This is a genomic window from Mesorhizobium captivum (assembly GCF_033977165.1).
Lineage (GTDB): Bacteria > Pseudomonadota > Alphaproteobacteria > Rhizobiales > Rhizobiaceae > Mesorhizobium > Mesorhizobium captivum.
This window is the reverse complement of sequence record NZ_JAVIJB010000016.1, coordinates 80,247-93,339: the sequence shown is the minus strand read 5'-3', so window position 1 is coordinate 93,339 and position 13,093 is coordinate 80,247. Positions and strand designations below refer to the sequence as shown.

Below are 13,093 nucleotides of genomic sequence, written 5' to 3'. Positions count from 1 at the left end.
ACCCCAGTTTGGCGTTTCAGGCGACCCTCAACTCAACCGTTAAAGAGCCCGCCGCCCCATTCGCGGAGCGGCGGGACCCCCCAAATTGCCCCCCGGCTACCGGAGCACGGTCCACCCCGGCATTGCTGACGGTGCAATTGCGATGCCAGGCACAGTGACCCATTACGGGACACCCTGGCTGTTGATGCAAGGCGTCGGCGCCGAATAATATTAACCGTGGCTAATATGCCACCCTGCGGCGCCAGGCACCGAATTGTCAGGGTTGTGGCAGGCGCCAGTCGGGCGCGATGCGAGTAGCGCCACTGAGGTTGCGCGCGACGCTGGCGAACTCAACCCCTCGCCAGCAGCGCCTCGACTTCCTGGAGCGTCGGCATGGAGGGCGCTGTCCCCGGGCGCGTCACCGAAATACCAGCGACGGCGCAGGCAAAGCGCACCGCCTCAAGCGGCTCGATCCCTTTCGCAAGTGCCGCCGCCAGGCCCCCATTGAAGGCATCGCCCGCCCCAGTGGTCTCGACCACCGGGCCGGCATCGACGGCGCCGACATGGTCGGAACGGTCCTTGGTGTGCAGCAGCGCGCCCTTTTCGCCAAGCGTCACGATGACGGTGCCGATCCCCTTCGCCAGCAGATTGTCGGCGGCGCGGCGCGCATCGTCGATCGACGAGACTGTGATGCCGGTCAGTCCTTCGGCCTCGGACTCGTTGGGCGTGACGTAGTCGCAGAGCGTGTAGATACGCTCCGGCAGGCTGGCTGCCGGCGCTGGATTGAGGATCGTCGTCACCCCTGCCCCGCGCGCGACCTCAAGTGCCTTCAATGCTGCGTCGATCGGCTGCTCGAGCTGGGTGACGAAGACACCGGCCGAGCGGATCAGGCCGGCATGCGCCTCTATATCGGCGGGCGAGATCAGCATAGCCGCACCCGGACTGACGATGATGGCGTTGTTGCCGCTGCCCTCTTCCACAAAAATGTAGGCCGCGCCCGTGTAGCTGTCCGGCGTTTCGATTGCGGCGCTTTTCACGCTCGCCGCTTTCCAGGTCTGCCTGGCCATGTCGGCGAAAGCATCGACGCCGAGCCTCGTCAGGAAAGTGACGTCGGCGCCGAGCTTGCCGGCCGCGACCGCCTGATTCGAGCCCTTGCCGCCCGGCCCGAGCTTGAACGAGTTGCCGAGGATCGTCTCGCCCATGCGCGGCTGGCGGTCGGCGCGATAGGCGGTGTCGGCGACGAAGACACCCAGGATAACGATTGGCTTGCCGGCGGCCATCTCCTTACTCCGCGTCCGGCGGAATGACGCCCTTGCGGAAGGCGAAGCAGCCATAGAAGCGGCGTTCGCCTGTCTGGATGACGCAATAGGCCTTCTTGGCGCGCTCGTAGAAGGCGTAGCGTTCGATCGAGATCATCGGCCAACCCTTGCCCTCGGCCGCATCGATCTCCTTCTGCACCTCCTTCTGCACCGGCGGGATCTCGTTCGGCTTGCCGACGATCTCCATTCGGGCGGCCGCGTCGTTGACGAAGCTGTCCAGCGGATAAAGCGACAGCACCGCCTTCGCCACCTCGGCCGCCGGCGCATCGATGCGCAGCAGCTTGCCGAGCACGGTCTGCTTGGCAACCGAGTCGGATGGGAAATTGGTGTCGGCGATGATCAGGTCGTCGCCGTGGCCCATCGCCCGCAGCGCCTGGAGCACGTCGGCATTGAGCAGCGGATTGATCCCTTTGAGCATGGTTTCCTCTTGGAAGTCTGTTTGCGGTCAGAGACGCTTGCCGGTCCCTGCATCGAAGAGATGGACGTGGTCGAGCCGCGGCCTAAGCTTCAACGTATCTCCCGGCTTGAAGTCGTGACGCTCACGAAACAGCGCCACCATCTCGCCCTCGCCGAAGCGCACGAACACCAGCGTCTCCGAGCCTGTCGGCTCGACCACCGAAATCGTGGACGCGACGCCGTCGGGATGGATTTCCAGGTGCTCCGGCCGCACGCCGTAGACGACGGCCTGTCCGTCCTCGGTCTGGATACCGGCTGGCATCGGAAAGGCCGAGCCCGCGATGTCGACCACGGGCTTCTCGCCCTTCTTCACCGTACCCTTGAGCAGGTTCATTGCCGGCGAGCCGATGAAGCCTGCGACGAACAGGTTGGCCGGCCGGTCGAACAATTGCAGCGGCGCCCCGACCTGCTCGATACGGCCGTCGCGCATCACGACGATCTTGTCGGCCATGGTCATGGCCTCGATCTGGTCGTGGGTGACATAGATGGTTGTGGTCTTCAGCCGCTGGTGCAGCTCCTTGATCTCGGTGCGCATCTGCACACGCAGCTTGGCGTCGAGGTTCGAGAGCGGCTCGTCGAACAGGAACACCTGCGGATCTCGCACGATGGCGCGACCCATGGCGACGCGCTGGCGCTGGCCGCCGGAAAGCTGGCGTGGATAGCGCTTCAGATAGGGGGCAAGGTCGAGGATATCGGCAGCCCTTTTGACCCGATCGGCAACCACCGCCGGGTCGGTGCCGCGCAGCTTCAACGCGAAAGCCATGTTCTGCTCCACCGTCTTATGCGGATAGAGTGCGTAGTTCTGGAACACCATGGCGATGTCGCGCTTGGCGGGCGGCAGGTTGTTGACGATACGGTCGCCGATCGAGATCGTTCCGCCCGAGACTGTTTCCAGCCCCGCCACCATTCTCAGCAGCGTGGACTTGCCGCATCCCGAAGGGCCGACCAGCACGACGAACTGGCCGTCGGCGATGTCGACGCTGACCTCATGCAGAACCTTGACGGTTCCGAATGCCTTGGCCACATTGGTGATAGCGACTTGAGCCATCGTCCCCCCTATCTTTTTCGGTGAAGCTAGCCATTGCCAACGGCAAGGGCAAGTCAGTATCTTATAGATAAAAATCCATCCTTGTTGACAAGGTAATCGATTACGCGAATAGTTGCGAGTGCCAATCCGACAGCCGGTCCTTGTCCCGGAAAATCGGATCTCCAGGCGACGCAGGGTGGGGTCCCACGTCCCCCTATGGTATATGAGAACCACAGACGTTTCGGCGTCCGAGATTGGCAATTCATTCACGACTGAGTTCTGGGAGGAACCTTGAGATGAGAGTCGACCTTTACGAAAAACTGGTGCGCGCCGGGGCGACCCGCCGCGAATTGCTGAAGGGCGCTGCCAGCATGGCAGCACTTGCGGCGGCCTCAGGCGCCGGGCTCGGCGCGCTGACCAAACCGGCCGCCGCCGCGGATGATCTGCGCGCGAAACTTCTGCAGATACCGGGCGTCGGCAAGGGCCAGCCGACGGACGCCGACTTCCAGAAGGTCGGCGAGCTTTGCCTGGAAGCGACCAAGGCCAACGTCAAGGAAGGTGAATTCGCCGGTGTCGAGCTCACTTTCATGGGCCTCAACAACCAGAATCTGCACAACGTGCTGTTCCGCGGTTTCCTGAAGCCGTGGGAAGCCTATACCGGCGCCAAGATCAATTGGATCGACCTGGCGCAGGCAGACTACAACCCACGCTTGCAGCAGGCGATTGCTACCAATACAATCGATTTTGACATTGTTGAGATGGGTGCGCCGTTCGAAGGCGATGTCTGCGGCAAGGGTCTCACTTCCGAAATGCCGGACTGGGTCAAGAAGCAGATCGATATGGATGACCTGGTGGCGTATCTCAAGCCGCCGGTCGGTACCTGGAACGGCAAGCAGTATCGCGTGACCGTCGACGGCGATACTCATAATTTCAACTACCGCACCGACGTGTTCTCCGACGCCGATCTGGCGGCAGCCTGGAAAGCCGACACCGGCGACAAGGCAGGCCTGGCGGAATGGGGCGTGCCGAAGACCTGGCAGCAGGTGCAGGCCGTGACCAAGTTCCTCAAGGGCAAGCAGGTGAAAGGCCAGGACGTCTATGGCTACCTCGACGCGCCCAAGCCCTGGGGCGGCTTCGGCTTCTACTTCCTCGGCAGCCGCGCCAGCGCCTATGCCAAGCACCCCGACGACAAGGCATGGCTGTTCGATCCGGACACAATGAAGCCGCGGGTGAATAACCCGGCCTGGGTGCGGGCGATCCAGGATGTGATCGACGCGCTGCCTTCCGAGCCGCAGGATCAAATCAACGCCGACCCGAACCAGACTGCGTTCAGCCAGTTCCTTGGCGGCACAGGTTCGATGGTAGCTTGGTGGGGCGACGTCGGCTCGAACGTCAAGACCAACGACTCCTCGGTCGTCGGCGACGTGACCGGCTTCTCGATCCTGCCGGGATCGGACGACGTCTACAATTCGAAGACCGGCAAGTGGGACAAGCTCGCCAGCGGCCCGAACTATGCGCCGAACTGCGCCTATCTGGGCTGGGGTGTCTATGTCATGGCCCGCGTCGACAGCGACGAGAAGAAGAAGAAGGCGGCATGGTCGGCGGCGGCCCATCTCGGCGGCAAGGACCTGTCGCTCTGGTGCGCGGCGTATCCGTCAGGCTTCCAGCCCTACCGGAACAGCCATTTCAACATTCCGGAATGGGTGGCGGCCGGCTATGACGAGGCCTTCATCACCTCGTATCTGAAGTCGGAGGGCGACTCCTACAACCATCCGAACGCTGCGATCGAGCCGCGCATCCCCGGCATCTTCCAGTACTACAGCGCCGCCGAGGACATCCTGGCCAACACCTTCGCCGGCAAGATGAAGGCGCAGGAAGGTGCTGATGCCATCGCTGCCGCCTGGGAGAAACTGACCGACCAGATCGGCCGCGAGAACCAGATCAAGCTCTACAAAGCCTCGCTCGGCATGTAGGCTATCCCGTGAGAAGTCGCGGCCCGGCGACACCTCGTCGCCGGGCCGTATCTTGACCGGGCTCTGGCCGGTCATTCGGACAAAGAGGCGAAAGGCGTGGCTGAGCAGATTTCGACCGCGAACGCGTGGCCGGCAAATTCCACATCGGCCGATCTGATCCCGCCCGGCCGCAAGCGCCTCGGCTGGGCACTGCTGGCTGCCGCGACGCTCGTGCTGCTGGCGGCGATCGTGATGCAGATCCTCTACAAGACTGAAGTCGACACGGTCGGCTTCTATACCTGGCGCCCCGTGGTCTACGCCTATGTCCTGTGGGGCGTGGCGCTTGGCGCCTGGCAGGTGCTGACACGCGGCGAGGACGGCCAGCGCGCGCTGTTCCTGCTGCCGGCGCTGCTCTTCACCATTGCCATGGTGATCTTCCCGACGCTGTTCGGCTTCTACATCGCGCTGACCGACTGGAACCTCAGCTCGTTCTCGGGCCGGAAATTCAACGGGCTCGAAAATTTTTGGCAGATGCTGGCCGACCCCTACTACCGCAATGCATTGCTCAACATGGTGCTCTACGTGCTCGCGGTTCTGGTCGAATATGTCATCGCCTTCGGACTGGCGCTGCTGCTCAACGCTCAGATCCGCGCCAGGAAATTCTTCCGCGTGGTCTTCCTGCTGCCGCTGATGCTGTCGCCGGTCGCGGTTTCCTGGATGATCGGCAAGTCGCTGATGGAATACCGCTTCGGACCGGCGGCGACGCTGGCCCGGCATCTCGGCTGGGACAATCCCGCTTTCTTCTCCGACCCGGTCATCGCGCGCATCTCGATCATGGTGCTCGACGCCTGGACCTTCATCCCGTTCATGATGATCATGCTGCTCGCCGGCCTGCAGGCCATGTCGCGCGAGGTCATCGAGGCGGCTCGCGTCGATGGCGCAAATACCTGGCAGACCTTCTGGCAGGTAACCTTCCCGCTGATGCTGCCGGTGTCGGTGACCGCGGTGATCCTGCGCATCATCTTCAAGCTCAAGCTTGCCGACATCATCATCACGGTGACGTCCGGCGGCCCTGGCGGCGCCACGGATTCCGTGTCGAGCTTCATCTACCGCGAATATCGCGACCGCTCGAATGTCGGCTACGGCACCATGCTCGCCATGGCCTATCTCGTCATCATCATTGTGTTCGTCACCTGGCTGCTGAAGATCGCCAGCCGCTTCGTGCGCAACGTGAACTGAGCGGCATCATGAACCAGACCACCGACTACACCGTTTCCGAGATCCGCTCGCCGGCGGCCTTCATAACCAGCCGCGCCTTCATCTACGGCGCGCTGGTGTTCTGGTCCTTCGTCTGCCTGTTCCCGATCTACTGGACCATCACCACCTCCTTGAAATCGGCGGTCGACGTCACGCAAGGGCACCTCATCCCCTTTGTCGACTTCCAGCCGGACTGGAAAGGCTGGCGCTCGCTCGGCCTGTCGCCGGATTCGATCTTCCAGACCTCGACCGTGCGCGACGAGTTCCTCAAGCGTTTCATGAACTCGGTCATCACCTCGGTCGGCGCATCGAGCCTCGCCATCATCATTGGCAGCCTCGCCGCCTATGGCCTGACCCGCTACCGCTATCGCTTCGCCTGGTTCAAGAACGAGGACATCTCCTTCTTCTTCCTGTCGCAGCTGATCCTGCCGCCGGTCGTGCTGGCGCTGCCTTTCCTGGTGCTCTACCGCGAAGTGGCCCTGCTCGACACGCGCATCGGGCTTGTGCTCCTCTACACGCTGATGGTGCTGCCGATCGTCATCTGGATCATGCGCGACCAGTTCAACTCTATTCCCGTCGAGCTCGAGGAGGCGGCGCTGGTCGACGGCTTGTCGATCTGGGGCGCCTTCTTCCGCATCGTCATGCCGATCGCGCTTCCCGGCATGGTCGCCGCCTTCATCCTGGCTATGGTGCTCTGCTGGAACGAGTATTTCTTCGCTGCCCTTCTCACCTCGACCGATGCGAAGACCATCCCCGTGATGGTGGCGAGCCAGACCGGCTCGCAAGGCATCAACTGGTGGTCGATGGCAGCCCTTGCCACGGCGGCCATCGCGCCGCTGGCGATCATCGGCATCGCGCTCGAGCGTTATCTCATCATGGGCATGACGGCCGGGTCGGTGAAGTAGCGAGGACTCGACCGACGCCTCACGCATGTCGCCCAAAGCGGGCCGGTTAAAGCATGTCTCTCGAAAGTGGGAACCGGTTTCGGGACAAAGACATGCGTGAAATCAAAAACCTAAAGCGGATGGAGCGAATCTGAAAGATCGCGACGCGCTTTAGTCCGCCGCTATATAGCTTCGGCTGGCGCAAAGAAGCAGTTTTCGTGCTCCTCGGTCGGATGCAAGCAGATGTGAAAGTTGTCATCACCGGAAGGAATGACACTGTCGTAAGGAACGAGATAGCGGTTCTGGTGAGTGACCTTCCGATGGTCTCCCGGCCGCAGGATGATCACGTAGCCATCCGGGCTCGGCGTGACAGTGGTGCTGGGGATACTGCTGCATTCGCCTGTCATTGAATCGCCGTGACAGCAGGCCGGCGGATAAGTCCAGCCACTGCTGGCGCCGTGCGCAAACGCAGAAACATCCTGAAGTTCTGCAGCCGTGGCGACTACGCCTGCAAACGTTGCCACGCGTCGTATCCCGGCCGCGTTCACCGAAAGCCCCTCGGGTTCCGAGCACAATTGGTCCTACAATATATCTTATTCGGACTTGCTAATATATAGGCTGGAGGACTTCCTGATGTCCTCCTTCAAAAAGAACCCGACTAGGCAGATAGCGTCGTCCGCAAATGCTCCAGGATCATGGCGACGCCCTTTTGCCCGAGCTCGGCCGACGCCTCCGGCGCGCCTTTCGTGTACCAGCCGGTATTGTCCGCGAAATGGCCGGCATCCACCGCCTCAGGGCACAGCGCCAGCATCAGCGACGTCTCGCCGATGCCGGCATGGTCGAACGGGTATTTGCCGCTCATCGCGGCCGGCATCAGCGGATGCACCTGTACCCAGTTGAAGACGTTCTCGCCCTGGGCATGGCCGGCATAATAGTCGGCCATCTCGTCGGAGCCCCACCAGCCCTCGCCGCGCTCCTTTTCCAGGAAGCGGAAGATCGCCTGACGGCCAGCGGTCTTGAACGCGAGATCGGTCGGCATGCCGGCAACAAAATTCTCGGTCTGGTGATGGATGATGGCGTGGATGTTGCGGAAACCGATGCGCAGCAAACCGTAGAACAGCTCCTCGGCGAAAGGCGCCAGCACCGGGCCGCCGATCTGCAGCGAGCCGCTGCCTTCCGGCGGCGCCACGGCATAGCTCGCCGCGCCGTAGTAGAAGGGCGGCAGGATGACGATGTCCCTCTCCTTCTCGAACAGTTCCAGCATCTTGATGACGGCGAGCGTATCCATGCCGACCGCCATGTGCTCGCCATGGTATTCGAGCACGCCGAGCGGCAGAGCGACCGGCCAGTTCTCCTCGATCGCCCTGCGGATCTGGTGCGGCAGCATCAGCTCGTAGCGCATGTCCCTACTCCATGTTGGTGTGCCGGGCGCGCATCGCCTCCGGCGTGGCATTGGTCAGCGCCTTGAGCTTCAGCACCATCACCTCGAACAGCAGGAAAAGCGCCCCTTCGAACAGCGAGCCCATCGGCAGCACCGAAGTTTTTGCCGCGCCCTGGTCGCTGGCCATGGTCTGGGCCGGAACGAGCAGCGTGAAGTCGGCGAGCTTCGCCGCGCTGCCGGCCGGCTCGGCGGTCAGCAGCAGCACCTTGGCGCCGGCTGCGCGGGCCGCCCGCATCAAGGCGAGAACGGTGGTGGTCTCGCCCGGCCCGGAACTTGCGAGGAAGACATCGCCTTTGCCCAGCGGCGGCGTGGTCATGTCGCCGACCACCGCGACAGACAGGCCGAGATGGAAGAGCCGCATGGCGAAGCCTTTGACCTGCAGTGCTTCGCGGCCGCAGCCATAGACGACGATCTTGCCGGCGCCGGCAAGCATTTCGCAGGCGGCATCGACCCGGCCGTCATCGACGCGCCTCACCACGGCGCCAAGCTCGTCCAGCGCGGTCTCGAACATCTCCGACCCGGCTTGCGTCATGGCAATTCGTCCTGTCTGCCGAAGGTTGGAAACACTTGATTTTGTTCATGCTATCACCGCGAAAATTCGCGTCCAACGAGCCTCGGCGCTTTTGCTGTGCCACCGGCGTGATAGTGTCATGTCAGACAAATCAATCCGGGACATCGTGAGCTATGAAGACACGGCATTTCGACCGCATCGGCAATGGCGGCATCACCTTCACCGAGCTCGGCTTCGGCACTGCGCCGCTCGGCAACCTCTACCGCGCCGTCTCCGATGAGGACGCCAATGCCACGCTGGAGGCGGCATGGGAGACCGGCTGCCGCTATTTCGACACCGCGCCTCTCTATGGCCTCGGCCTGTCGGAAACCCGGCTCAACCCCTTCCTGCGCGGCAAGAAGCGGGACGACTACGTGCTGTCGAGCAAGGTCGGCCGCATCATGCGCGTCTGCCCGCCCGACCAGCGCACCGGCATCGGCAAGTTCTTCGACACACCGTCGCGCAAGGAAGTCTACGACTACAGCTATGACGGCGTGATGCGTTCCTTCGAGGCTTCTCTGGAGCGTCTCGGCGTCGACCGCATCGACATCCTCTACGTGCACGATGTCGACATCTTCACCCATGGCAGCAAGGAGGCGTCGGACCGGCGCATCGAGGAGTTCATGTCCTCTGGCTATTACGGGTTGCTTTCGCTGCGCGACCAGGGCGTGATCAAGGCCTTCGGCGGCGGCATCAACGAATGGCAGGTCTGCCAGACGCTCGCCGAGCGTGGCGATTTCGACCTCTTCCTGCTTGCTGGCCGCTATACGCTGCTCGAGCAGGAAGCGCTGGAGTCGTTCCTGCCGCTCTGCGAAAAGCGCGGCATCGGCATCGTTCTCGGCGGCCCTTACAATTCCGGCATCCTGGCGACGGGGCCGAAGCCTGGCGCTTTCTACAACTACACCGAGGCGCCAAAGCACGTGCTCGAGCGCGCGGCGCGCATCGAGGGGGTCTGCAAGCGCCATGGCGTGCGGCTGATCGAGGCCGCATTGCAGTTCCCGCTGCAGCATCCATCCGTGATGTCGGTGATCCCCGGCGGCCAGCGCCCAGCCGAGGTCGAAAACAACCGCGCGCTGCTCGACGTCAAGATCCCGGCGGCCCTGTGGGCGGATCTCAAGCAGGAAGGCCTGATGCGCGCCGACGCGCCGACCGCCTGACTGCAGATATCCTGCCGCCGCAGGGCGCACCAAAAGAAAAGCCGGGCGAGCCCGGCTTTTCTGGCTTTTCTGATAAAGAAAAAGGTCTTAGTTGACCGCGTCCTTGAGGCCCTTGCCGGCAGAAAACTTCGGCACGGTGCGCGCCGGAATCTTCACTTCCGCGCCGGTCTGCGGGTTGCGGCCGGTCGAAGCAGCGCGTTTTGACACGGTGAAATTTCCGAAGCCGACAAGCCGGACATCGCCGCCCTTCTTCAGTTCGCCAGTGATCACGGAGAACACCGCATCGACGGCGGACTGCGCATCAGCCTTCGAAATGCTTGCGGAGTCGGCGACGGCGGACACCAGTTCGTTCTTGTTCATCAAAATTCCCTTCCATGAGAAAACCGGAACTACGACTCATCCGGCAGGAAACGGACTTTAGAAAGAAGCGTTGAGGAACCCAAGCCGAAAACCGCAGAATTCCGGGCTTTTTTGCACTTTTTCGGAGATTTTTCACATGAAAAAGCCGGGCTGGAAGCCCGGCTCTCTCTTTGTGCGCTGCAATGTTAGAACATTCTAATGAGCGAGCGATTTCCCGGCATCGTCGCCGGCATCCACCCCGGTTGGCGGAACCACCGGCTCCACCCACTCGATCGGCTCCGGCATCCTGACCAGCGCGTGCGCAAGCACCTCGCCGACCCGCGACACCGGAACGATCTCCATGCCGTTCTTCACATTGTCCGGAATCTCCGCCAGATCCTTGACGTTTTCTTCCGGGATCAGCACCTTCTTGATGCCGCCGCGCAATGCGGCAAGCAGCTTCTCCTTCAGACCGCCGATCGGCAAGATGCGGCCGCGCAGCGTTATCTCACCTGTCATCGCCACATCAGCCCGGATCGGAATGCCCGTCAGGACCGAGACGATGGCCGTGGCCATGGCAGCACCTGCAGACGGACCATCCTTCGGCGTGGCGCCTTCCGGCAAGTGCACATGGATGTCGCGCTTGTCGAACAGCGGCGGCTCGATTCCGAAATCGATGGCGCGCGAGCGGACGTAAGAAGCCGCCGCCGAGATCGATTCCTTCATCACGTCGCGCAGATTGCCGGTCACCGTCATGCGGCCCTTGCCGGGCATCATGACGCCTTCGACCGTCAGCAGCTCGCCGCCCACTTCCGTCCAGGCGAGACCGGTGACCACACCGACCTGATCGTCAGCCTCGACCTGACCGAAGCGGAAGCGCGGAACGCCGAGATAGTCGGCAAGGTTGTCTGCCGTGATCTTCACCGTTTTCTTCTTCGTCTTCAGGATCTCGGTCACCGCCTTGCGCCCGAGCTTCATCAGCTCGCGCTCCAGGCTGCGCACGCCGGCTTCCCTTGTGTAGGTCTGGATGATGCCGCGGATCGCGTCCTCGCCGACTGAGAATTCGTTCGGCTGCAGGGCGTGGTCGCGGATCACCTTGGGCATCAGGTGCCGCTTGGCGATCTCGATCTTCTCGTCCTCGGTGTAGCCGGCGATACGAATGATCTCCATGCGGTCCATCAGGGGCGCAGGGATGTTCAGCGTGTTCGCCGTCGTCACGAACATCACGCTCGACAGGTCGTATTCGACCTCGAGGTAATGGTCCATGAACGTCGAGTTCTGCTCCGGATCGAGCACCTCGAGCAGGGCCGACGACGGGTCGCCGCGGAAGTCCTGGCCCATCTTGTCGATCTCGTCGAGCAGGAAGAGCGGATTGGACTTCTTGGCCTTCTTCATCGACTGGATGACCTTGCCGGGCATCGAGCCGATATAGGTCCGCCTGTGGCCGCGGATCTCGGCCTCGTCACGCACGCCGCCGAGCGCCATGCGGATGAACTCGCGGCCGGTCGCCTTGGCGATCGACTTGCCGAGCGAGGTCTTGCCGACGCCGGGCGGGCCGACGAGGCACAGGATCGGCCCCTTCAGCTTCTTCTGGCGGCTCTGCACGGCGAGATACTCGACGATGCGCTCCTTGACCTTGTCGAGGCCGAAATGGTCGGCGTCGAGCACGTCCTGCGCGAAAGCGAGGTCCTGCTTGACCTTGGAGTTCTTGCCCCACGGGATCGACAGCAGCCAGTCGAGATAGTTGCGCACGACGGTGGACTCAGCCGACATCGGCGACATCGACCGCAGCTTCTTCAACTCGGCTTCCGCCTTCTCGCGGGCCTCCTTGGAGAGCTTGGTCTTCTTGATGCGCGCCTCGATCTCGGCGGCCTCGTCGCGGCCGTCCTCGCCCTCGCCGAGCTCCTTCTGGATCGCCTTCATCTGCTCGTTGAGGTAGTACTCGCGCTGCGTCTTCTCCATCTGGCGCTTGACTCTGCTGCGGATGCGCTTCTCCACCTGCAGCACGGAGATCTCGGCTTCCATGAAGCCCATCGCCTTCTCGAGACGCTCCTTGATGGAGAGCGTGGCGAGCATTTCCTGCTTCTCGGGAATCTTGATGGCGAGATGCGAGGCAACAGTGTCGGCGAGCTTCGAGTAATCGTCGATCTGGCTGGCCGCGCCAACCACTTCGGGCGAGATCTTCTTGTTCAGCTTGACGTAGTTTTCGAAGTCGGTGACGACCGAACGGGCAAGCGCTTCGATCTCGACCTCCTCCTCCTCCGGCTCGACCAGCGCGGTGGCGCGGGCTTCGTGGAAGTCGGCACGGTCGGTGAACGAGACGATCTTGGCGCGCGAGGCGCCCTCGACCAGGACCTTCACGGTGCCATCGGGAAGCTTGAGGAGCTGCAGCACATTGGCGAGCGTGCCGATGTCGAAAATGGCATCGGGCTCAGGATCGTCGTCGGCTGCATTCATCTGGGTGGCAAGCAGGATCTGCTTTTCCTGACCCATCACTTCTTCCAGCGCCTTGATCGACTTTTCGCGCCCGACAAAGAGCGGGACGATCATGTGCGGGAACACGACGATATCGCGCAGTGGGAGGACTGCGAAAACGCCGTCGCCGGAAGCCTTGGATATCTTGGCCATTGTCCAACCTTTCATGTCGCGGACGCTAATTGAGCCAACCGCGAATCTCATATTAACGACCGAGCGTCGTTCCGCCTACCACCGTTTGTGACGGGAGTTTTACA

Annotated in this window: 12 protein-coding genes; 4 read left to right on the top strand and 8 right to left on the bottom strand. The window is 62.4% G+C overall.

Features of this window, described 5'->3' with window-relative positions; genetic code table 11:
* Window positions 1-329: 329 nt before the first annotated feature.
* Genes rbsK through RFM40_RS15825 form a run of 3 tightly spaced genes read right to left on the bottom strand, consistent with a single transcriptional unit; the run spans window position 330 to window position 2,802 of the window.
* Window positions 330-1,259 carry a ribokinase gene (gene rbsK, locus RFM40_RS15835; protein ID WP_320277797.1) on the bottom strand — a complete coding sequence of 310 codons (930 nt, stop codon included), beginning with the start codon at window positions 1,257-1,259 and terminating at the stop codon, window positions 330-332.
* Window positions 1,260-1,263: 4 nt separating this feature from the next.
* Window positions 1,264-1,716: an RbsD/FucU family protein gene (locus RFM40_RS15830; RefSeq protein WP_320277796.1), complete on the bottom strand. Its 453-nt coding sequence runs from the start codon at window positions 1,714-1,716 to the stop codon at window positions 1,264-1,266.
* A gap of 27 nt (window positions 1,717-1,743) precedes the next feature.
* Window positions 1,744-2,802, bottom strand: coding sequence for an ABC transporter ATP-binding protein (locus RFM40_RS15825; RefSeq protein ID WP_320275160.1), 1,059 nt, complete (start codon window positions 2,800-2,802; stop codon window positions 1,744-1,746).
* 275 nt (window positions 2,803-3,077) lie between these two features.
* Here RFM40_RS15825 and RFM40_RS15820 point away from each other — a divergent pair, with 275 nt between their 5' ends.
* The 3 genes from RFM40_RS15820 to RFM40_RS15810 all read left to right on the top strand — a co-directional run bounded on the left by RFM40_RS15820 (window position 3,078) and on the right by RFM40_RS15810 (window position 6,895).
* Window positions 3,078-4,754, top strand: coding sequence for an ABC transporter substrate-binding protein (locus RFM40_RS15820; RefSeq protein WP_320277795.1), 1,677 nt, complete (start codon window positions 3,078-3,080; stop codon window positions 4,752-4,754).
* A 96-nt stretch (window positions 4,755-4,850) separates the two neighbouring features.
* On the top strand, window positions 4,851-5,972 hold the full coding sequence (locus RFM40_RS15815; protein WP_320277794.1) for a carbohydrate ABC transporter permease: 1,122 nt from the start codon (window positions 4,851-4,853) through the stop codon (window positions 5,970-5,972).
* A gap of 5 nt (window positions 5,973-5,977) precedes the next feature.
* Window positions 5,978-6,895: a carbohydrate ABC transporter permease gene (locus RFM40_RS15810; RefSeq protein ID WP_320277804.1), complete on the top strand. Its 918-nt coding sequence runs from the start codon at window positions 5,978-5,980 to the stop codon at window positions 6,893-6,895.
* A gap of 161 nt (window positions 6,896-7,056) precedes the next feature.
* On the opposite strand, the gene RFM40_RS15805 is transcribed toward RFM40_RS15810, so the two are convergent.
* From RFM40_RS15805 to hxlB, 3 genes are all read right to left on the bottom strand, one after another.
* Window positions 7,057-7,398: a hypothetical protein gene (locus tag RFM40_RS15805; protein ID WP_320277793.1), complete on the bottom strand. Its 342-nt coding sequence runs from the start codon at window positions 7,396-7,398 to the stop codon at window positions 7,057-7,059.
* 134 nt (window positions 7,399-7,532) lie between these two features.
* The gene (locus RFM40_RS15800) at window positions 7,533-8,276 is read right to left on the bottom strand and encodes a creatininase family protein (protein WP_320277792.1); all 744 of its coding nucleotides are present in this window, start codon (window positions 8,274-8,276) and stop codon (window positions 7,533-7,535) included.
* A gap of 4 nt (window positions 8,277-8,280) precedes the next feature.
* Window positions 8,281-8,847, bottom strand: coding sequence for a 6-phospho-3-hexuloisomerase (hxlB, locus tag RFM40_RS15795; RefSeq protein ID WP_320277791.1), 567 nt, complete (start codon window positions 8,845-8,847; stop codon window positions 8,281-8,283).
* Window positions 8,848-8,999: 152 nt separating this feature from the next.
* On the opposite strand from hxlB, the gene RFM40_RS15790 reads away from it, so the two are divergent.
* Window positions 9,000-10,022: an aldo/keto reductase gene (locus RFM40_RS15790; RefSeq protein WP_320277790.1), complete on the top strand. Its 1,023-nt coding sequence runs from the start codon at window positions 9,000-9,002 to the stop codon at window positions 10,020-10,022.
* An 87-nt stretch (window positions 10,023-10,109) separates the two neighbouring features.
* Here RFM40_RS15790 and hupB read toward each other — a convergent pair whose 3' ends face one another.
* Window positions 10,110-10,382, bottom strand: a complete 273-nt coding sequence (gene hupB / locus RFM40_RS15785) for a DNA-binding protein HupB (protein ID WP_027166452.1) — start codon at window positions 10,380-10,382, stop codon at window positions 10,110-10,112.
* Between the two features lie 195 nt (window positions 10,383-10,577).
* Complete coding sequence (lon, locus tag RFM40_RS15780; protein WP_320218968.1) at window positions 10,578-12,989, bottom strand: endopeptidase La; 2,412 nt, start codon at window positions 12,987-12,989, stop codon at window positions 10,578-10,580.
* Window positions 12,990-13,093 lie beyond the last annotated feature (104 nt).

Excerpts from the sequence above, each read along its gene's own strand:
- RFM40_RS15820 (WP_320277795.1), top strand. The coding sequence starts at position 3,078 with ATGAGAGTCGACCTTTACGAAAAACTGGTGCGCGCCGGGGCGACCCGC.
- lon (WP_320218968.1), bottom strand. The coding sequence starts at position 12,989 with ATGGCCAAGATATCCAAGGCTTCCGGCGACGGCGTTTTCGCAGTCCTC.
- hxlB (WP_320277791.1), bottom strand. The coding sequence starts at position 8,847 with ATGACGCAAGCCGGGTCGGAGATGTTCGAGACCGCGCTGGACGAGCTT.
- RFM40_RS15830 (WP_320277796.1), bottom strand. The coding sequence starts at position 1,716 with ATGCTCAAAGGGATCAATCCGCTGCTCAATGCCGACGTGCTCCAGGCG.
- hupB (WP_027166452.1), bottom strand. The coding sequence starts at position 10,382 with ATGAACAAGAACGAACTGGTGTCCGCCGTCGCCGACTCCGCAAGCATT.
- RFM40_RS15790 (WP_320277790.1), top strand. The coding sequence starts at position 9,000 with ATGAAGACACGGCATTTCGACCGCATCGGCAATGGCGGCATCACCTTC.
- RFM40_RS15800 (WP_320277792.1), bottom strand. The coding sequence starts at position 8,276 with ATGCGCTACGAGCTGATGCTGCCGCACCAGATCCGCAGGGCGATCGAG.
- RFM40_RS15825 (WP_320275160.1), bottom strand. The coding sequence starts at position 2,802 with ATGGCTCAAGTCGCTATCACCAATGTGGCCAAGGCATTCGGAACCGTC.
- rbsK (WP_320277797.1), bottom strand. The coding sequence starts at position 1,259 with ATGGCCGCCGGCAAGCCAATCGTTATCCTGGGTGTCTTCGTCGCCGAC.